20 protein-coding genes and 1 pseudogene are annotated in these 19,252 nt (G+C 64.6%); 9 read left to right on the top strand and 12 right to left on the bottom strand.

Going from position 1 to position 19,252, the window contains the following annotated elements; all coding sequences use genetic code 11:
• Window positions 1–30 precede the first annotated feature (30 nt).
• The 4 genes from BM374_RS23875 to BM374_RS23860 form a co-directional block, all read right to left on the bottom strand.
• Window positions 31–636, bottom strand: a complete 606-nt coding sequence (locus tag BM374_RS23875) for a K(+)-transporting ATPase subunit C (RefSeq protein WP_092297493.1) — start codon at window positions 634–636, stop codon at window positions 31–33.
• Between the two features lie 111 nt (window positions 637–747).
• On the bottom strand, window positions 748–2,862 hold the full coding sequence (gene kdpB / locus BM374_RS23870) for a potassium-transporting ATPase subunit KdpB (RefSeq protein WP_092297491.1): 2,115 nt from the start codon (window positions 2,860–2,862) through the stop codon (window positions 748–750).
• A gap of 18 nt (window positions 2,863–2,880) precedes the next feature.
• A complete protein-coding gene (gene kdpA, locus BM374_RS23865) occupies window positions 2,881–4,584 on the bottom strand; it encodes a potassium-transporting ATPase subunit KdpA (RefSeq protein ID WP_092297488.1) in 1,704 nt (567 codons plus the stop codon).
• A gap of 52 nt (window positions 4,585–4,636) precedes the next feature.
• Window positions 4,637–4,726 (bottom strand): K(+)-transporting ATPase subunit F, encoded by a 90-nt coding sequence (locus BM374_RS23860; RefSeq protein WP_092297485.1) that lies wholly within the window; start codon window positions 4,724–4,726, stop codon window positions 4,637–4,639.
• A gap of 423 nt (window positions 4,727–5,149) precedes the next feature.
• On the opposite strand from BM374_RS23860, the gene BM374_RS23855 reads away from it, so the two are divergent.
• The 4 genes from BM374_RS23855 to BM374_RS23845 all read left to right on the top strand — a co-directional run bounded on the left by BM374_RS23855 (window position 5,150) and on the right by BM374_RS23845 (window position 8,161).
• Entirely contained in the window at window positions 5,150–5,617 is a 468-nt protein-coding gene (locus BM374_RS23855; protein WP_092297482.1) for a hypothetical protein, read from the top strand.
• 14 nt (window positions 5,618–5,631) lie between these two features.
• Window positions 5,632–5,760, top strand: a complete 129-nt coding sequence (locus BM374_RS39995) for a hypothetical protein (RefSeq protein WP_283807087.1) — start codon at window positions 5,632–5,634, stop codon at window positions 5,758–5,760.
• Window positions 5,761–5,920: 160 nt separating this feature from the next.
• On the top strand, window positions 5,921–6,556 hold the full coding sequence (gene upp / locus BM374_RS23850; RefSeq protein ID WP_092297480.1) for a uracil phosphoribosyltransferase: 636 nt from the start codon (window positions 5,921–5,923) through the stop codon (window positions 6,554–6,556).
• 33 nt (window positions 6,557–6,589) lie between these two features.
• Complete coding sequence (locus BM374_RS23845) at window positions 6,590–8,161, top strand: AMP-binding protein (RefSeq protein WP_092297477.1); 1,572 nt, start codon at window positions 6,590–6,592, stop codon at window positions 8,159–8,161.
• 13 nt (window positions 8,162–8,174) lie between these two features.
• Here BM374_RS23845 and BM374_RS23840 read toward each other — a convergent pair whose 3' ends face one another.
• Window positions 8,175–9,341: an acyl-CoA dehydrogenase family protein gene (locus tag BM374_RS23840; protein WP_092297474.1), complete on the bottom strand. Its 1,167-nt coding sequence runs from the start codon at window positions 9,339–9,341 to the stop codon at window positions 8,175–8,177.
• A 219-nt stretch (window positions 9,342–9,560) separates the two neighbouring features.
• Here BM374_RS23840 and BM374_RS23835 point away from each other — a divergent pair, with 219 nt between their 5' ends.
• Window positions 9,561–10,412 carry an HpcH/HpaI aldolase/citrate lyase family protein gene (locus tag BM374_RS23835; RefSeq protein WP_177248494.1) on the top strand — a complete coding sequence of 284 codons (852 nt, stop codon included), beginning with the start codon at window positions 9,561–9,563 and terminating at the stop codon, window positions 10,410–10,412.
• A 14-nt stretch (window positions 10,413–10,426) separates the two neighbouring features.
• Here the strand turns inward: BM374_RS23835 and BM374_RS23830 are convergent, their stop codons facing one another.
• Together BM374_RS23830 and BM374_RS39500 are read right to left on the bottom strand one after the other, a co-directional pair.
• A complete protein-coding gene (locus BM374_RS23830) occupies window positions 10,427–10,837 on the bottom strand; it encodes a hypothetical protein (protein ID WP_177248493.1) in 411 nt (136 codons plus the stop codon).
• Between the two features lie 146 nt (window positions 10,838–10,983).
• Window positions 10,984–11,151, bottom strand: a pseudogene (locus tag BM374_RS39500) (fumarylacetoacetate hydrolase family protein); the annotation flags it as partial.
• A gap of 110 nt (window positions 11,152–11,261) precedes the next feature.
• On the opposite strand from BM374_RS39500, the gene BM374_RS23820 reads away from it, so the two are divergent.
• Both BM374_RS23820 and BM374_RS38715 read left to right on the top strand, forming a co-directional pair.
• Window positions 11,262–11,480, top strand: a complete 219-nt coding sequence (locus tag BM374_RS23820) for a hypothetical protein (RefSeq protein WP_092297464.1) — start codon at window positions 11,262–11,264, stop codon at window positions 11,478–11,480.
• A complete protein-coding gene (locus BM374_RS38715; protein ID WP_177248492.1) occupies window positions 11,477–11,653 on the top strand; it encodes a hypothetical protein in 177 nt (58 codons plus the stop codon). The genes BM374_RS23820 and BM374_RS38715 overlap by 4 nt, the downstream gene beginning before the upstream one ends.
• A gap of 89 nt (window positions 11,654–11,742) precedes the next feature.
• Here BM374_RS38715 and BM374_RS23815 read toward each other — a convergent pair whose 3' ends face one another.
• The 4 genes from BM374_RS23815 to BM374_RS23800 all read right to left on the bottom strand — a co-directional run bounded on the left by BM374_RS23815 (window position 11,743) and on the right by BM374_RS23800 (window position 14,458).
• The gene (locus tag BM374_RS23815) at window positions 11,743–12,858 is read right to left on the bottom strand and encodes a trypsin-like peptidase domain-containing protein (protein ID WP_244552678.1); all 1,116 of its coding nucleotides are present in this window, start codon (window positions 12,856–12,858) and stop codon (window positions 11,743–11,745) included.
• A 152-nt stretch (window positions 12,859–13,010) separates the two neighbouring features.
• The gene (locus BM374_RS23810; protein ID WP_092297458.1) at window positions 13,011–13,346 is read right to left on the bottom strand and encodes a hypothetical protein; all 336 of its coding nucleotides are present in this window, start codon (window positions 13,344–13,346) and stop codon (window positions 13,011–13,013) included.
• A gap of 83 nt (window positions 13,347–13,429) precedes the next feature.
• A complete protein-coding gene (locus BM374_RS23805) occupies window positions 13,430–13,921 on the bottom strand; it encodes an Hsp20/alpha crystallin family protein (protein WP_092297455.1) in 492 nt (163 codons plus the stop codon).
• A 75-nt stretch (window positions 13,922–13,996) separates the two neighbouring features.
• Entirely contained in the window at window positions 13,997–14,458 is a 462-nt protein-coding gene (locus tag BM374_RS23800; RefSeq protein WP_092297452.1) for an Hsp20 family protein, read from the bottom strand.
• Between the two features lie 427 nt (window positions 14,459–14,885).
• Here BM374_RS23800 and BM374_RS23795 point away from each other — a divergent pair, with 427 nt between their 5' ends.
• On the top strand, window positions 14,886–16,358 hold the full coding sequence (locus BM374_RS23795; protein WP_092297449.1) for a glycosyl hydrolase family 79 N-terminal domain-containing protein: 1,473 nt from the start codon (window positions 14,886–14,888) through the stop codon (window positions 16,356–16,358).
• 9 nt (window positions 16,359–16,367) lie between these two features.
• Here BM374_RS23795 and BM374_RS23790 read toward each other — a convergent pair whose 3' ends face one another.
• Entirely contained in the window at window positions 16,368–17,666 is a 1,299-nt protein-coding gene (locus BM374_RS23790; protein ID WP_092297446.1) for an MFS transporter, read from the bottom strand.
• A 363-nt stretch (window positions 17,667–18,029) separates the two neighbouring features.
• Between BM374_RS23790 and BM374_RS23785 the strand changes: the two genes are divergently transcribed.
• Window positions 18,030–19,244: an ABC transporter substrate-binding protein gene (locus tag BM374_RS23785; protein WP_092297443.1), complete on the top strand. Its 1,215-nt coding sequence runs from the start codon at window positions 18,030–18,032 to the stop codon at window positions 19,242–19,244.
• The last annotated feature ends 8 nt before the right edge of the window (window positions 19,245–19,252 follow it).

The following is a 19,252-nucleotide window of genomic DNA, read 5'->3' as shown; positions in this document are numbered from 1 at the left end:
TAATCGTCCTGATATTCCGAGCCTAGAGCGCTACTTCGCGGCTGCCCGATCCAGCGCGAGGTTCAGCGCAAGAACGTTAACCCTGGGTTCGCCGAGCAGGCCGACCAGACGGCCCAGGGTATTGGAGGCAACCAGCTGATTGAGCTGGTCCTCCGACATATTCCGCGCCTTGGCCACACGCGGCACCTGGAAATGCGCCGCTTCCGGCGAAATATCGGGGTCGAGACCGCTGGCCGAAGTCGTGACCAGATCGACAGGCACCGGGGCGTTCGGGTTCTCGGCTTTCAGCTTGTCCACATCCTGCTTCAGCCGGTCGGCCAGCGCCTTGCTGGTCGGGCCGAGATTGGAGCCACCCGAATTGGCGGCGTTGTAGGGCGCGGGGATCGACTTGGTCGAATCATTGGGATCCGGCGCCAGCGTCGCCGACGGGCGGCCGTGGAAGTATTTGTCGTCTTTGAACTCCTGCCCGATCAGGGCGGAGCCGATCACCTTGCCGTCCTTCTCGATCAGGCTGCCTTGCGCCTTGGCAGGGAAGATTGCGCCGGCAATGCCGGTCATGGCGAGCGGATAGGCCAGGCCAGTGATGGCGGTCAGCACCACGAGCAGGACCATGGCAGGTCGGATTTCTCTGAGCATGTTGGGTCTCCATTTTCTTTCGTCATTGCGAGGAGCGAAGCGACGAAGCAATCCAGGCTGTCAACCGCGGGGACATTTCTGGATTGCTTCGCTTCGCTCGCAATGACGGGGTTAGGCGAGGTGCAAGGCAACAACCACGAGGTCGATCGCCTTGATGCCGATGAAGGGAATGACGATGCCGCCAAGGCCGTAGATCAGGAGGTTGCGGCGAAGCAGCGCGCCGGCACCGACCGCACGATAGGCCACGCCCTTGAGTGCCAGCGGGATCAAGCCGATGATGATGAGCGCGTTGAAGATGATCGCCGACAGGATGGCGCTCTGCGGGCTCGACAGGCTCATGACGTTGAGCACATTGAGCTGCGGGTAGAATGCCAGAAACATCGCCGGGATGATCGCGAAATACTTGGCGACGTCGTTGGCGATCGAGAACGTCGTCAGCGCACCGCGCGTCATCAACAGCTGCTTGCCGATCTCGACCACTTCGATCAGCTTGGTCGGGTTGGAGTCGAGGTCGACCATGTTGCCGGCCTCGCGCGCGGCCTGCGTGCCGGTGTTCATGGCGACACCGACATCGGCCTGCGCGAGCGCCGGCGCGTCGTTGGTGCCGTCGCCGCACATCGCGACCAGCTTGCCCTTGGCCTGCTCGTCGCGGATCAGCTTGAGCTTGTCCTCGGGCGTTGCCTGCGCCAGGAAGTCGTCGACACCGGCTTCCGCCGCGATCGCAGCCGCGGTCATCGGGTTGTCGCCGGTGATCATGACGGTACGGATGCCCATGCGACGCAGCTCGGCGAAGCGCTCGCGGATGCCGCCCTTGACGATGTCCTTGAGCTGGACGATCCCGAGCAGCCGTCCGTCCTTGGCGACGGCCAGCGGCGTGCCGCCGGACTTCGACACCTCATCGGCAATCGCCTGGATCTCGCGGCCGAGCTCGGACAGTGCGGCAGGCTGTATCGCACGCGCCGTGTTGCCGGACGCGATCGCGGCCGGTGCGCCACCGCCGACATAATTCAGCATCGCATCGACCGCGCCCTTGCGAACCGAGGAACCGCCGGCATCGACGCCGCTCATGCGGGTCTGCGCCGTGAACGGAATGAAAGTCGCGCCAAGCTCGGCCATGTCGCGACCGCGAATGCCGTACTTTTCCTTGGCGAGCACGACGATGGAGCGCCCCTCCGGCGTCTCGTCGGCGAGGGAAGCCAGCTGGGCCGCGTCCGCCAGCTCCTGCTCGGTCACGCCGCGCACCGGCCGGAAGGCGGTCGCCTGCCGGTTCCCGAGGGTGATCGTGCCGGTCTTGTCGAGCAGCAGCGTGTCGACGTCGCCCGCCGCCTCGACCGCGCGGCCGGACATTGCCAGCACGTTGAAGCGCACCAGACGGTCCATGCCGGCGATGCCGATCGCCGACAGCAACGCACCGATCGTGGTCGGGATCAACGTCACGAACAGCGCGACCAGCACGATCACCGAGATGGAGCCGCCGGCATAGGCGGCATAGCTCGGGATAGTGACGGTGGCGAACACGAAGATGATGGTGAGGCCGGCGAGCAGGATGTTGAGCGCGATCTCGTTCGGCGTCTTGGCGCGCTCGGCGCCCTCGACCAGCTTGATCATGCGGTCGATGAAGGTCGAGCCTTGCGCCGCGGTGATGCGGACGCGGATCCAGTCGGACAGCACCTGGGTGCCCCCTGTGACCGCCGAACGGTCGCCGCCGGATTCGCGAATGACCGGCGCCGACTCGCCAGTAATCGCAGCTTCGTTGACCGAGGCGACGCCCTCGATCACCTCACCATCGGAGGGGATGATATCGCCGGCCTCGACCAGCACGATGTCGCCGACCTTCAGGCTCGTGCCCGGCACCAGCTTGAAGTCCTGGCCCGCGCCGGTCAGGAGCTTGGCCTGGCTCTCGGTGCGGGTCTTGCGCAGCGACTCCGCCTGTGCCTTGCCGCGCCCTTCGGCGACCGCTTCGGCGAAGTTGGCGAACAGCACCGTGAACCAGAGCCAGGCGATGATCTGGAAGGTGAAGCCGAGATTTGACCCGCCCGTGACGAGGTCGCGCAGGAAGATCACGGTGGTCAGGACGGCCACGATCTCGACCACGAACATCACGGGGTTCTTGATCATCAACCGCGGATCGAGCTTGGCAAAGGAGCTGCGGATCGCGGGCACTACTATTTTTGGGTCGAGCATCGCCGACATCGGCGCGCGTTTCTGCAGTTTTGTCGTATCCATGGAGATCGCTCCAGACAATCAGAAGAGGTTGCCGGCGTTCATCGCGAGATGCTCGACGATGGGGCCGAGCGCGAGAGCCGGGAAGAAGGTGAGGCCACCCATGATCAGGATGACGCCGATGACGAGGCCGACGAACAGGCCGCCGGTGGTCGGGAACGTGCCCATGGACGGGGGAATCGATTTCTTCTCGGCAAGCGAGCCCGCGATCGCCATGGCCGGGATGATCATGAAGAAGCGGCCGACGAACATCGCGCTTGCCAGCGTGAGGTTGTAGAAGAAGGTGTTGCCGCCGAGACCGGCGAAGGCCGAGCCGTTGTTGCCGGCGCCCGAGGTATAGGCGTAGAGCACTTCGGTGAAGCCGTGCGGGCCGGCATTCGCCATGGAGGCAACGGCCGCCGGATAGACCACGCCGACCGCGGTCCAGCCCAGGATCATCAGCGGCAGCACCAGAATGGCCAACATCGCCATCTTGACCTCCCGCGCCTCGATCTTCTTGCCGACATATTCCGGGGTGCGGCCGACCATCAGCCCCGCGATGAAGATCGCGAGAATGACGAACAGCAGCATGCCGTACATGCCGGCGCCGACGCCGCCGACGATGATTTCGCCGAGCTCGATATTGATCAGCGGGATCATGCCGCCGAGCGCGGTGAAGCTGTCATGCATGGCGTTGACCGCGCCGCACGAGGCTGCCGTGGTGATGACGGCGAACAGCGAGGAGGCAACGATGCCGAAACGGACCTCCTTGCCCTCCATGTTGCCGCCTGTCAGCCCGAGCGCATGGAGCATCGAGGTGCCGCCCGCTTCCGCCCAATAGGTGATGGCCACACCGGCGACGAACAGCACGCCCATGACGGCGAGGATCGCCCAGCCCTGCCGCTGGTTGCCGACCATGCGGCCGAATACGTTGGTCAGCGCGGCGCCGAGCGCGAAGATCGAGATCATCTGCACGAAGTTCGACAGCGCGGTCGGGTTCTCGAAGGGGTGCGCGGCATTGGCATTGAAGAAGCCGCCGCCATTGGTGCCCAGCATCTTGATCGCGACCTGCGAGGCCACCGGGCCGATCGCGATGGTCTGCTTGGCACCTTCGAGCGTCGTGGCCTCGACGTAGTCGCCGAGCGTCTGCGGCATGCCTTGCCAGACCAGGAACAGCGTGTAGACGATGCAGATCGGCAGCAGCACGTAGAGCGTGCAGCGCGTGACATCGACCCAGAAGTTTCCGACGGTGCGCATCGAGGCGCGCGAGAAGCCGCGGATCAGCGCCATCGCCAGCGCGATGCCGGTCGCGGCCGACAGGAAATTCTGGTGGGTCAGGCCGAGCATCTGAACGAGGTAGGAGATCGTGCTCTCGCCGCCGTAGTTCTGCCAGTTGGTGTTGGTGATGAAGGAGATCGCGGTGTTGAAGGAGAGATCTTCGGCGACCGCCCCCTGCCCGGCCGGATTGAACGGCAGCACGGCCTGCAATCGCATCACGCCGTAGACGATCAGAAAGCCCCCGACATGGAACAGCAGCATGGCGACCGTGTAGGTCAGCCAGTGCTGCTCGCGCTTGTCGTCGACGCCTGATATCCAGTAGATGCCGGCCTCGATGGGACGCAGCACCGGTGAGAGGAATGTCTTCTCGCCGTTGAACACGCGCGTCATGTACCAGCCGAGCGGCTTCGTGAGCGCAACGATGATCGCACAATAGAGGATGATCTGGAGCCAACCGGTCACAGTCATGAAATCAACCCTTCAGTCAGGATGCCCGGCACTACAGCGGCAGCAGCACGGCTCAGAACCGCTCGGGCCGCAGCAGCGCATAGGTGAGGTAGATCAGGAGGCCGAACGAGACGGCGCCGGCGAGCACGTAGTCGAAGATCATGGTCTGCTCCGTTACAGCCGTTCGCAGACGTAGGTGTAGCCGATCGCAAGCGCGAAGAAGCCGAAGCCCAGCGCCAACATCAGAATGTCTATCATGGAGGTGCTCCTCGTTGCGCCCTTACGTCGGGAGCAACTTCTTTCTCGGGGACCCGGCGAAGCTGGCGGAAGGAAAGCAACGCTTTTCCGCAAGACCAGGCGGGACTTTTGACCGCGCTGAAGTGCCATCGCGGGCATAGGTTTTCGAGACGAGCGCTATCGCGAAGTTATAGGAATCTCATAAAGGGCGGGCAGCCCGCGACGCATCGCGGCCCTCGGCCTTTATGAGATTCCTATATCTCCCATCCCCTTCTCATCTCGTTTTCAAACAGCGTTTCCGCCACCCTGAAGAGGCCGGCGACTGCCGACGCCCGTTCCAGGAGGCTGCATGACCGCCGCTGCCCCACACTACGATCCGACGTCCCTCGGCGAGCGCCTGCGTCATGCGCAAGGCATGAACCGACCGTTGATGCTCGAGATCATCGACAAGGCCTGCCGCCGCTTTCCCTCGCTCGGACGGTCCGAGCGCACCGCGCGCGTCATGCGCCTGATCGAGGTGGAGGCGTGGGCCGACGCGGCGCTGGCGCTGATGGAGCTCGAGCTGCCGCTGTGGCGCATCCGCCGCATCGCGTACGACCAAGGCGAATGGCATTGTTCGCTCTCGCGCGAACGCGAGCTGCCGGACTGGCTCGATGCGGCCGTCGAAGGGTGTCACGGCGACCTCGCGACCGCGCTGCTCTCGGCTTTCGCAGAAGTCCAGGCGCGGGCGATCGAAATGCCCCGGCCGAGCGTTCCCAACGTGCGCCTCGCTGCGGATTCGCTCTATGAGCCGGCGTCCTGCGAGAATTTCAGCTGAGCATCCCGCCTGACATGAAACTCTTCAGAGGACATATCGAGCACGCGGTCACGACGACCATCCTGGCCGTGACATTGAGCTTGGTCTGGGGCAGCATCCTGGCGATCGTGATCATGCTCGCGGCGCGCGGGCTCGGCGTCTAGAACCTCCCGCGCGATCGACCGCGAATTGACCATGGCTGCCTACGCGGCGAGCAACTTGGCACGAACGGCAGTCGCACAGCCCGACCAGGCCGCCCCGCTCCTTGCGGAAAACCCCTCCCCGATCTGGCGCAGTTTCACGGAACCGTGTTAGATCGGCCCCATGAGCACAAGCCGCGTGAATGTCGTCGCCCACCCCCTGGTCCAGCACAAGCTTTCCCTGATGCGGGAGAAGGACCGCTCGACCAAGAGCTTTCGCGAGATCCTGAACGAAGTCGGGATGCTGCTCGGCTACGAGGTGACGCGCGATCTGCCGCTCGAGCTGGTCGAGATCGAGACGCCGATTTCCCCGATGCAGGCGCCGAAGATTGCCGGCAAGAAGCTCACGCTGGCGCCGATCCTGCGTGCCGGCGTAGGCTTCCTCGATGGCATGCTGGCGCTGATGCCCTCGGCCCGCATCGCCCATATCGGGCTCTATCGCGACCCCGAGACATTGCAAGCCGTGGAATATTACTTCAAGGCCCCGCAAGACCTGTCCGACCGCACCGTGATCCTGATGGACCCGATGCTGGCGACCGGCAATTCGGCGTGCGCCGGCGCATCCCTGCTGAAGGACCGCGGCGCCCGCGACATCCGCTTCGTCTGCCTGCTGGCGGCGCCTGAGGGCATCGCGCAATTCCAGAGCGAGCATCCCGACGTGCCGATCTGGACCGCCGCGATCGACGAGCGACTCAACGATCACGGCTACATCGTGCCGGGTCTTGGCGATGCCGGCGACCGGATGTTCGGCACCAAGTAGACAGGTCGGCACGATCGGGCTACTCCGGTTGCCATGCACGCCGACGACGTTTCACTGCATTCGCTGATGAGGTCGGAGACCGCCGCCGAGCCGGCCTTCGTGTTCGACGGCATCCCCGTCTCGCGCACGGAATTCTCAGCGAAGATCGAGCAGACCACGGCCTGGCTGGCCGCGCAGGATATCGGCAAGGGCGACGTGGTCGCGGTCTGGCTGGTCAATCGGGTCGAATGGATCGCGCTGCTGTTTGCCGCCGCCCGGCTTGGCGCGATCGTCGCCGCGGTCAACACCCGATACCGCAGCGGCGAAGTCACGCATCTCCTCAAATCGTCCGGCGCCAAGCTGATGGTGGTGGAGACGGCGTTCCGCTCGATCGATTTCGCCGCGATCATCGCTGACATCTCCAGGGACGAGGTGCCTGCGCTGCAGAGGCTCGCGGTGATCGGCGCGGATCCGATCCCGGCGCAATGGCCTTGCGTGCGGTTCGATGCGTTCGACAAGCCCTATCCGCCGGTTCCTGCCCAGGATGACGCCGACCTGCCCGTGCTGCTCTACACCACGTCGGGCACGACCAAAGGACCAAAGCTGGTCGCGCATTCGCAGCGAACGCTGGCAAACCACGCCAACGCCGTGGCCAGGGCGCTCCAGCTCTCTCCGCAGCGTCATTCGCTGCTGGCCATGCTGCCGTTCTGCGGCACCTTCGGCATGACCAGCCTGCTCGGCTTTGTCGCGGCCGGCGCGACCGTCCATGTGCTCGATGCGTTCGAGGCGAGGCCGGCGCTGAAGATCCTGAGCGAGCATGGCATCACCCACACCTTCGGCTCCGATGAGATGTTCCGGCGCATCCTTGCGTTGACCGACGGGGCGCGGCCATTCCCGCATCTCGAGGTCTGCGGCTTTGCGGCGTTCCAGCCCGGCTGGCGTGAGCTGGCTGCGGAGGCCGAAGCGCGCGGCCTGCCGCTGTTCGGCCTCTACGGCTCCAGCGAGGTGCAGGCGTTGTTCTCGATCGGCCGCAGCAACGACGCCTTCGCCGATCGCATCGAGGGCGGCGGCTGGCCGATGTCGGCAGACGCCGAGGTCCGCGTGCGCAACACGGAGACCGGCGAGCTTGCCGCTCCCGGCGTCTCCGGCGAAATCGAAATCAGCGCGCCCTCGCGCTTCCTCGGCTATTTCAACAATCCGGAAGCAACGCGAAATGCGATCACCGCAGACGGCTTCTTCCGCACCGGCGATATCGGCCGGCTCCGTGGCGACGGCTCCTTCGTGTATGAAACCCGCGCCGGCGATGCCATGCGCCTCGGCGGCTTCCTGGTCGCGCCCGGCGAGATCGAGGACGAGCTCAAGTCCTGCGCGGGCGTCGCCGATGCGCAAGCCGTCGCCGTCGATCTCAACGGCCAGGCCCGCTGCGTCGCCTTCGTCATCCCGGCCGGCCCGCCACCGCAACAGGAAACGTTAATCGCACGCCTGCGCGAGCGGCTCGCCGGCTACAAGGTCCCCGCACGGATTTACATCGTGGACGCCTTCCCCGTCACCGACAGCGCCAACGGCGTCAAGATCCAGCGCGCAAAGCTCCGCGCCATGGCGATGGAGCGGATCGCCGCCGAATAGGCCTGCACCCTGTCTAGTACGACTTGGCGAGGCCCAGCACCTTTTCCGCGATGAAGCTGAGTGCGAGCTGCGGGCTGACCGGCGCAATGCGCGGGATCAGCACCTCGCGCAGATACCGCTCGACATGGAATTCCTTGGCGTAGCCGAAGCCGCCATGGGTCATCACGGCCTGCTCGCAAGCCGAGAAGCCGGCTTCGCCCGCCAGGTACTTCGCGGCATTGGCCGCCGCGCCGCAGGGCATGCCCTTGTCGTATTGCCAGGCCGCCGACATCACCATCAGCCAGGCCGCTTCGAGCTCGACCCAGTTCACTGCGAGGGGATGCTGGATGCCTTGGTTCTTGCCGATCGGGCGGTTGAACACGGTGCGCGTCTTGGCATATTCGGTCGCACGCGAGAGCGCCAGCTTGCCGAGGCCGACCGCTTCCGCCGCGATCAGGATGCGCTCCGGATTCATGCCTTCCAGGATGTACTGGAAGCCCTTGCCTTCTTCGCCGATGCGGTCCTCCATCGGGATCTCGAAATCCTCGAAGAACAGCTCGTTGGAATCGACGATCTTGCGGCCCATCTTTTCGATCTCGTGCACCTTGATCCTGTTGCGATCGAAATCAGTGTAGAACAGGCTGAGGCCGTGGGTCGGCGAACGTACCTCCTCCAGCGGAGTGGTGCGCGCCAACAGCAGGATCTTGTGCGCGACCTGTGCGGTGGAGATCCACACCTTCTGGCCGTTGACGATGTAGCGATCGTTCTTGGCGACTGCGCGGGTCTTGAGCTGAGTCGTGTTGAGGCCGGTGTTGGGCTCGGTCACGGCGAAGCAGGCCTTCTCGCGGCCCTCGACCATCGGCGGCAGCATGCGCCTGCGCTGCTCCTCGGTGCCGAACACGACCACAGGATTGAGACCGAACACGTTGATATGCACCGCGGAGGCGCCGGACATGCCGGCACCGGATTCGGCGATGGTGCGCATCATGATCGCGGCCTCTGTGATGCCGAGACCCGAACCACCATACTCTTCCGGCACGCAGATGCCGAGCCAACCGGCATCGGCCAGCGCCTTGTGAAAATCATGCGGGAAGCCGCCGTCGTGGTCCTTCTTCAGCCAATAGGCGTCGGGGAAACCTTCACAGATCTTGGCGATGGCGTCGCGAATGGCTTCCTGCTGATCGGTGAGCGCGAAATCCATGTTCTTAGTCCCGCCCTCGCTTGCATGTCCCGGGTTTCGGAGACTGAGTAGATAGACGTGAATTTGCCTGTCAAGTGCGTGTATGATGCAAAGCCTCATGCGGCGCGAAGCAACGGTCGCGCCGTTATTTCGCAGGGAGGAAAGCGCGATGGGCGGGGCTTTGTTTCGAGGACTTTTCAAATGCCGCCGCATGGCGATGCTGCACAAGAGGCCGGCCTGATGCGCTCCATGCTCTTCGTGCCGGGCGATTCCCCGCGCAAATTCGAGAAGGCGAGCGAAGGCAAAGCCGACGCACTGATCATCGATCTCGAGGATTCCGTCGTCGCCGACAAGAAGCCGGAGGCGCGCAGCCTGACGCTGGCGATGCTGGAGAGCCGCCCGGGCCCGCACCAGCTCTATGTCCGCGTCAACGCGCTCGACACCGGCATGACGCTGGCCGATCTCGCCGCGGTGATGCCCGGCAGGCCCGACGGCATCGTCCTGCCGAAAGCGCAAGGCGGCGACGACGTGCGGCAGGTCGCGGCCTGGCTCGAAGCCCTGGAAGCTGCGGCCGGCATGACGGTCGGCGCGACGCGGATCGTCTGCGTCGCCACGGAAACCGCCAGCTCGATCTTCGGACTCGGCAGCTACAAGGGCTGCTCCCCTCGCCTCGCCGGATTGATGTGGGGCGCGGAAGATCTCTCAGCCTCGCTCGGCGCCACCGAAAAGGCCTCGGGCGGCGTATTCCATAGCCCCTACCGGCTGGCGCGCGATCTCTGCCTGATGGCGGCGGCCGCGGCGGAGGTCGCACCGATCGACACCGTCTATACCGACATCGACAATCTCGCAGGTCTCGAACAGGAAACACGCGCGGCACGGCGCGACGGGTTTTCGGCGAAAGCGCTGATCCATCCCAAGCACGTCGACATCGTCAATGCGGCGTTCGAGCCAACCGACGCCGAGCGCATCTGGGCGGAGAAGGTGATCGCGGCGTTCGCGAGCAATCCGAACGCCGGCACGCTGCGGCTCGACGGCCAGATGATCGACAAGCCGCATCTTCGCGCCGCGCAGAAAATGCTCGGCCGGAGCTAGCGCTGGGCCTCGCTCTACTCGAATCCCTGAACCGGCGGCATCGTGGTCTCCGCAGGCGCGGCTTGAACCGGTTGCACCGCGGGGGCGGCTTGGACCGGCGGATTGCTCGCAGCTCCCATCTGACCGCTGGCTTCCATCGCCTGGCGCGTGCGCGGTGGAGCGTTGGTCGCGGCGACGGGGGATGCTTCGCGGCGTGACGGCTGCCGATGTCTTGCCGACCGTGACGACCCTCTCAAGCCCCAGGACCTCGCGATCGAAGGCCCGGCGGTATAGCCGATCACCGCGCCCGCAACGGCCCCGACCGGACCGAGCACGACGGCACCGGACACCGCGCCCAACGCGGCAGAACCGGCGCGTTCCTGCGCAATGGCGCTTGCCGGCACGCCGGCCAGCAGCAGGATGGCAATGATCAGAGCCTTTTTCATCGAAGCGTCTCCCATACGGGAGATCACTCTTACCCAAATATGGCCGCAGCGGGTTTGTTTGTGGCCCAAGAGGGGGCAATCGCCGATGGAACCCAGGCCTGCGCCGCGGTTCCAGTTGAGTTCCGGCCCCTGCGCGCTAGACGATCTTCGATCGACATATCAGGCAGGCCTTCGAGCTTGCACAAGAGCACGTCGCCCTTCACCACCGGGCCGACATTCTCCGTTGAGCTCGAACGCCTCCGAAGCTTTGCGATCTGCTCGGCGACGCTCCAGATCATCTTGCCGAAATCCGAGCTCTGCCGCACGGTGCCGTCGCGAACCTCTTGACACGCGATTCCGGCTGCCTAATTTTTTCCGCTGAGAAAGCACGCTTTCTCACTCTCGAAAATCAAAGGATCAAACGCGACCGTCTGGAGAGACGACGATGCTCGATGAGAATCTGGCCCGCATTCGTGCGCACCGCAACAACATCCACCGCTACCGCCGACTGCTGAAGACCAGACTGTCGGAGCTGGAGCGCCATTTCATCGAGAGACGTCTCGCAGAGGAGCGGTCGGCGCTCGAGGGCCTGACCGCAGCGACCTTCCCCGTGGCTTTCTCTGCCCCCTATGCCCCGATCGATGCGAGGGGAGCGGTGCAATGATCAGTCAGCGAGACCTGCTCATTCGGGGCAGCGAGAAGGTCATCGGTCATTACGAGCTTCTGCTTGCAAGCGCCAAAAGCGAGCACGAGCGCGAGCTCTTCCAGCAACGCATCGAACGCGAGCGCCGGTTGATCCGGGACCTGCAGGACGGGCTGGATCACCGCGCGGCTTGAGCGGCTGATTGGGCTCGGTCGGCTCGGGCTCACCTCTCCCGGAGGGAGAGGTGAACCCGGGCGCCGATCGAACCTGATCTCATCGCGCTTCAGCGCAGAAAGCGACCGGGGCCTGCGAGCGCGCTGCTCGATTCCGTCGCGGGCGCCACTCTGACCACAACCGCGAACGGCACACCGTTGCGCAGCCCAGCGAGCTTCACATCCTCGCCGATGCGCGCAAGGCCGATCGTGTTGCGGAGCTGGGTGGCGGTGTGGATCGGACGATCATCTGCCCTGGTGATGATGTCGCCCTTCCGCAAGCCTGCTTGCTCGGCGGGCGAGTCCGCGGCGATCTCGGCGATGACGGCACCTTTCATCAGCCGCCTGTTGACCGATGGATGCGGATCCCTGAGCGAGACACCGATGCGGCCGCGCTCGACGCGGCCATTGGCAATGATCTGCTCCATCACCTTGCGCGCCATATTGACGGGAATGGCAAAGCCGATGCCCACATTGCCGCCGGCGGGCGAGATGATCGCGGAGTTGATGCCGACGAGCTCGCCGCGCAGGCTGACCAGCGCCCCGCCGGAATTGCCGGGATTGATCGCGGCATCCGTCTGGATGAAATCCTCATAACCCTGCTTGCCGAGGCCGGTCCGGCCGAGCGCGCTGACGAGACCGGACGTGACCGTCTGACCAAGGCCGAAGGGATTGCCGATCGCGAGCACGAAGTCGCCGACCTCCAGCGCGTCGCTGTCGCCGAAGGCGAGCGCCTTGAGACCGACCGGACTCTGGAGCTGGAGCACCGCGATGTCCGTGGGCGGATCACGGCCGATGACCTTAGCGGAAAACTGCCTGCCGTCCTTGGTCGTGACCTGCACCGCGGAGGTACCTTCGACCACGTGATTATTGGTCAACACGTAGCCGCGCTGGGCATCGACAATGACACCGGAGCCGGTCGCGCTGACCTCCTTCTCGATCTGCCGGGGTACGTCGAAGAACTCGCGAAACACCGGATCGCGATAGAGTGGATTGTCCTCGCGCACCCGGCCGTGAACGGAGATGTTGACGACGGCCGGCGTCACCTGACGCACCAGCGGCGCCAGGGTCGGCACCGAGCCGCCGGTCTTGAAATCGGGGATTTGGCCGGCGGCAGGCTGTGACGCCGTGAGCGTCAGCACCAGCATCGCCAGCAAGAACGGACGCACAGCACGCATCGTCATCACCTGCCACCTAACCTCGGATCGGAATGGAAGACTCCGGCCTCAGCTCTCGCCACGTGACGCGGCGACAAGGCCTTGCAGAGCCAGAAATGGAACAGCCCAGGCCGCCGAGACCTGGCCGAGCAGCGCAAGTGCGAGAACGGTCTGCGTCAGCATCATGCGCTTCGCCCCTCTACGGCGGCCCATGGCCGCCGCAGCCGCATCGGGACGCCGCCGCCGCGCGGCGGGTCGTCATTGTCGTTGTCCCCGTCGAGCTTGCGCAGGGCAGCCAGGATATCGGCGAGCCGGACCGTATGGCTCATGCCAGGAATCTCGCGCAGGGCAGGACAGGATTCCACCGCATACATGTCGGACGCCCAGGACGACAGGATGATACGCTTCTCCGGCGTGGAGAGCTCCTGCGCATTCAGGACCTCGGCAGGCGAGTCGTAATGGGCAGCGGGATGAAACAGCGGATTGAGAGTGCTGGCGTTGGCATTCACGTTGGTCATTGACAGTGCCTCCCTCATGCTCCTTTCAAAGGGACGGGTTTGTTGACGAGGACGGCGGCGCATGGCCGCCGTCCGGTTTCATGTTAATGCGTGTTGATCGCGATGCGCTTGACGCCCTCGCGCGCCTTCTCGGATTTCGGCAGCGACACGGTCAGGACGCCGTCCTTGAACGACGCCTCGGCCTTGTCCTCCTCGACGCCCTCCAACGGGATCTGCCGCTCGAAGGCGCCGTAATAGCGCTCGGTGAAGTATCTGCCTTCGCCGTTGCGCTCTGCCTTTTTCTCGCCGCGCACGGTCAGGATGCCATTGGCGATCTCGACCTGGACGTCCTTCTCGTTCAGGCCGGGCAGCTCGGCCGAGACAGTCAACATCTTGTCGGTCTCGCTGAGCTCGAGCTTCGGCCAGCCGAAGCGGCCTTCCATCAGCGGCGACAGGCCGGTCCCGCCGAAGCCGCGAAAGACGTCGTCGAACAGACGGTTCATTTCGCGATGAAGCGTCAGGAATGGATCGAAACTGTCGCGCGCAGGCGCAAGCTCCTGTTTCCCTGACCAGGGAATGAGGTCACGAAAAGCCATTTTTCTCTCCTTGATGCATCGGGGAGCGCGGCGCGCATCCGCACGCCGCGTTCCGCTACTCGACCGATCGAACGCTCAGGCTGCTTTCTTCTGCTCGATCTGCGATGCCGCAGGAGTGCCACCCGCGATCGGAATCCGTCGCGGCTTCATGGCTTCCGGAACCTCGCGGACGAGCTCGATGATCAGCAGACCGTCCTGGAAGGAAGCCTGCTTCACCTGGACGTAGTCGGCGAGGTTGAACACGCGCCGGAACGGGCGCGCAGCGATGCCCTGGTACAGGTATTCGCGCGCAGCGGTCTCGGGCTTCCTGCCCTCGATGGTGAGCGCATTCTGCTCAGCCGTCACGGTGATATCGCTAGGGCTGAAACCTGCCACGGCAAGGCTGATCCGGTAGTGATCTTCACCGGAGCGTTCGATGTTGTAGGGGGGATAATTGTCCTCGGTCGCCTGGCGCAGCGTGCTGTCGACGAGGTCGGCCAGGTGATCGAAGCCGATGGTGGAACGCCACAGGGGCGCAAAGTCGAAACTGGTCCTCATAACCAAGTCCTCCTAAGAGCAAGATGGATACGAAGGAGCGCAGGACAGGGTATCAGACAGGGTCCGAAGACCGGCCCGGCGCCCGTGCCGGACCCGATCTGGCATCCGACACACCGCTCTCGCGGCGAAAGACGACTTAGAAAATCGCAAATCGGATTCAAGAGGGCTGTCGAATTTTTTTTGATCGATGGTCACGCGCCGGGACATCTCCTTTCGCGCTTGCGAAAGCCGGCTGCCCGGGACCGTAGCGGCCCCCCCGGCAAGCTCCCCCCTGCCGGGGCGAAGCAAAATGGAGATACGGTGGTCGATCTGGGCAAGCTCACGGTTGGCTCTGGTGCATGTGGACCGGCAACGCATGACGAGGCACTGGGCCGTACACGGCGGGCCGCGATTCCGAGCGCGCCAGGCCGGTCAAGCAGCAGGCGCGATGACGAGCGTCCTGCTCGTCGCCTTGGCAGCATGCGCGGCGCACGCCGGCGACATTGCTATCGCGCCTTCGCGCATGAAGGCGATCGGCACGATCGATGCGCGCTTCCAATCCTACAATGTCGAGATGGTGGAAGTGACCGGCGGCCGCTTCTGGAAACCTTACGCGCAGGACCGGATGCAGCGCGATCGCTACAGCAACAGGCCACCGATCGATCTCGCCAGCCCCCGCCTTCGCATGCTCGCAGCAGCGCTGTCGCCAGCTTATGTGCGCATCAGTGGCAGCTGGGCGAACGCCACCTACGTTGCGGACACCGAAAAGGCACCGGCCGCTCCGCCTGCCGGCTTCAACACCGTGCTCAACCGCGCCCAATGGCGCGGCGTCATCGACTTCGCCCGCGCGGTCGATGCGGAGATCGTGACGTCCTTTGCGGTCAGCCCCGGCAGCCGCGACGCAAATGGCGCGTGGATGCCGGATCAGGCGCAGCGCCTCGTCGACATGACCCGCGCGTTGGGCGGCCGCATCGCCGCCGCTGAATTCATGAACGAGCCTACGCTGGCGGCGAACAATGGTGCGCCGTCCGGATACAACGCGGATGCGTATGGCCGCGACTTCGGGACATTCCGTGCGTGGATCCGGCGTTCGTCTCCGGAGACATTGGTCGTCGGCCCGGCCTCGATCGGCGACTCTCCAGCTCCGGGCACGACCGCCATCCACACGCGCGATTTGCTCGCTGCGTCGGGGCCGGGTCTCGATCGCTTCTCCTATCATCACTACAACACGCTCTCGCCCCGCTGTGGCCTGCATGACGATCCGTCGCAGGCGTTGTCAGAAGACTGGCTGACGCGCAGCGACGCCAGTCTCGCCATCTACCGCGCGCTGCGCGACGCATTCGCGCCGGGCAAGCCGATCTGGTTGACGGAAACGGCGGATGCGGCCTGCGGCGGCAATCCCTGGGATGCGACGTTCCTCGATACGTTTCGCTATCTTGATCAACTCGGCCGTCTGGCGAAATCAGGCGTGCAGGTGGTGATGCACAACACGCTCGCGGCCAGTGATTACGGGCTGCTCGACGAGCGCTCGTTTCGTCCGCGGCCGAATTATTGGGCCGCATTACTCTGGCGACGCCTGATGGGCACGACCGTGCTCGAGGCGGGAACGGCCGCGATGCCAGGCCTTCACATCTACGCGCATTGTCATCCTGCGACGAAGGGAGCCATCTCCGTGCTCCTCATCAGCACGTCGCTGAACGCAACGCGCCTCCTGACGCTGGAAGGCCCTGCCGAGCACTACACGCTGCAGGCCGATCGCCTGCAAAGTTCGACCGTCCGGCTGAATGGCGAACCGCTGGAATTGGGCGCCCATGACGACCTGCCGCGCCTTGCGGCGCGCACCGCGCCGGCCGGTCTGCTCCGGCTACCGCCCGCCAGCATCACCTTCCTGGTGATGCGGGACGCTGCTGTCTGTCGCTGACGCAAGCCGCTATTTCAAGCCGTCGCGCGCCGTCTCCGGCGTTATCAGTGTCGCGACAATGGTGATGATCGAGAGCGCGATGATGTAGATCGACACCGGCCAGTAGGTGCCGGCCCAGGCCAGCAGCGCGGCCGCGATCAGCGGCGAGAGGCCGCCGCTCAAGGCGGCTGCGACATTTGCGCCGAGCGAGGCGCCGCTGTAGCGCACCTGGGTGCGGAACAACTCCGGCATGAAGGCGGCCTTGGGCCCGAACAGCAGCGCATGCGTCAGCGTCATCGTGACGATGAGCGCCAGCGTGATCAGCGCCGGCTCTTTGGTGTCGAGAAACCAGAACAGCGGAAACGCCAGCGCCACCGAGAACACGCCGCCGGCAAGATAGAGCGCCTTGCGGCCGAAGATATCGGAGAGCCACCCCGCCAGCGGCAGCGTCGCGAGTTCGACGATTGCGGCATAGACCACCGCATTCAGGATCACCTGGCGCGACAGGCCGAGCTTCGTCGTGGCATAGACCACGGTGAAGACGGTGAGGAGATAAGCGAGCCCGACTTCCGACACCGTGATGCCGATCGCGAGCAGAAAACTGCGCCAGTCGCGGCGCAGAACGTCCCAGACCGGCTGCGCCAGCACTTCCTTGCGCTCGACCACCTCCTTGAAATGCGGCGTTTCCGCCAGCCTCATCCGCACGATGAAACCGACGCCGACCAGCACAATGCTGATCCAGAACGGCACGCGCCAGCCCCAACTCAGGAAGTCAGCCTCGGGTAGCTGCGTCATCAGCCCGAAAATGCCGGTGGAGGCGGCAACACCGACGGGAAAGCCAATCTGTACCAAGCTGCCGTAAAAGCCGCGCCTGACGCCGGCATGCTCGACCACCATGACCACCGCGCCGCTCCATTCGCCGCCGAGACCGATGCCCTGCACGAAGCGCAGGATCACCAGCAGGATCGGCGCCCACACGCCGATCTGGCTGTAGGTCGGCAGGCAGCCGATCAGGAAGGTGCCGAGCCCCATCGCGATCATGGTCGCGACCAGCATGGTCTTGCGGCCGAGCCGGTCGCCATAATGCCCGATGATCGCGCCGCCGATCGGCCGCGCCACGAAGCCGACCGCATAGGTCGAGAACGCCGCCAGCGTGCCGACAAAGGGATCGAAACTCGGAAAGAACAGCTTGTTGAGCACGAGTGCGGCGGCGGTGCCGTAGATCAGGAAGTCGTACCACTCGATCGCAGTGCCGAGCGCGCTCGCCCACACCACATGCGCCGTCGTCGACCTCTCCGCCGCAGCGGAGACCCCCGTTGCTGCTGTCATGACATCCGCCCCTAATTCCGCGGGCATCATGGCCAATCGCAGTGAGGGTTGCAACCTGCGGAGGTGTTGTGTTCGCTCTCGTGCCCCGGACGCTGAGCAGCACCACAAGCGCGGTTACGCGCGTCTTTGACGCGCTATGGTGATGCGCTGCAGAGCCGGGCCCATACTTCACGAGCACTCGGTGCCGGCATGGGGCTCTGCGCCGCAACGCTAAGAGGCGTTGCGGCGCGTCCGGGACACAAGAGCATCGAGTACCACCGCTTCCGAGCGCCCATTCACCATTGACAAACTCATTCGCCATTATCTAATTTGGCTCCAGAAACAACCGGCCGCGTCCAAGCGGCCCAAGAAGAGGGAACGACGATGAGAGGGCTTTTGGCCTGCGCCATGCTCGCGGCGATGATTTCGGCTGCCACGACCACGGCCGCCACCGCGCAAGTCTCCGACGACGCGGTGCGGATCGGTGTGCTGACGGATCTGTCGAGCTGGGGGCGCGACAACTCCGGGCCGGGCTCGGTCGAGGCCGCCAAGATGGCGGTGGAGGAGTTCGGGCCGACCGTGCTCGGCAAGCCGATCGAGATCATCAGCGCCGACCATCAGATGAAGACCGACGTCGGCGTAAATATCGTGCGTGGCTGGTTCGACAACGGCAAGGTCGACGCCGTCGTCGACATCCCCAATTCCGGCATCGCCATCGCCGTGCACAACATGGTGCGCGAGCGCAACAAGATCGCCCTGCTCTCCGGCCCCGGTGCAAGCTCGCTGACCGACGAGCTGTGCAGCCCGAACACTGTGCACTTCACCTACGACACCTACGCGCTGTCGAAGGTGACGGCCTCCGCGGTAATCAAGGAGGGCGGTAAATCCTGGTACTTCGTCACGGCGGACTACGCCTTCGGCCAGCAGCTCGAGAAGGACGCCACGCGCTTCATCAACGAGATGGGCGGCAAGGTGCTCGGCGGCGTGAAGCATCCGACCAACACCGCCGACTTCTCCTCCTTTGCACTGCAGGCACAGAGCTCCAAAGCCGACGTCGTCGCCTTCGCCAATGCCGGCCAGGACACCGATAATGCGATCAAGCAGTCGGGCGAGTTTGGCCTGGTCCAGGGCGGCCAGAAGCTCGTCGGCCTCCTGATGTTCGACACCGACGTACATGCGATCGGGCTGAAGGCCGCGCAGGGCACCTACATGACCACCGCCTCCTACTGGAACATGGACGAGGCAACCCGCGCTTGGTCGAAAAAATTCTTCGCGCGCACCAACGTGATGCCGACCATGATCCACACCGGCGTCTACGGCTCGGTGCTGCATTATCTCAAGGCCATCAAGGCAGCCGGCACCGACGATCCGGCCAAGGTGATGGCGAAGATGCGCGAGCTGCCGATCGAGGATACATTCGTCCATGGCGGCAAGTTGCGCGAAGACGGCCGTGTCATCCGCGACATGTATCTGGCCAGGGTGAAGGCGCCCGAGCAGTCCAAGGAGCCCTGGGACTATCTGGAGATCATCAAGTCCGTGAAGGGCGAGGACGCCTTCCGCCCGGTCTCCGAATCCAAATGCCCACTCTTGAAGAAGTGAGGTGAGAC

The organism is Bradyrhizobium sp. Ghvi (assembly GCF_900115265.1).
In the GTDB taxonomy this organism is placed as follows: Bacteria; Pseudomonadota; Alphaproteobacteria; order Rhizobiales; family Xanthobacteraceae; genus Bradyrhizobium.
The sequence above is the reverse complement of the archived record's forward strand: the minus strand, read 5'-3'. Positions and strand labels throughout refer to the sequence as shown.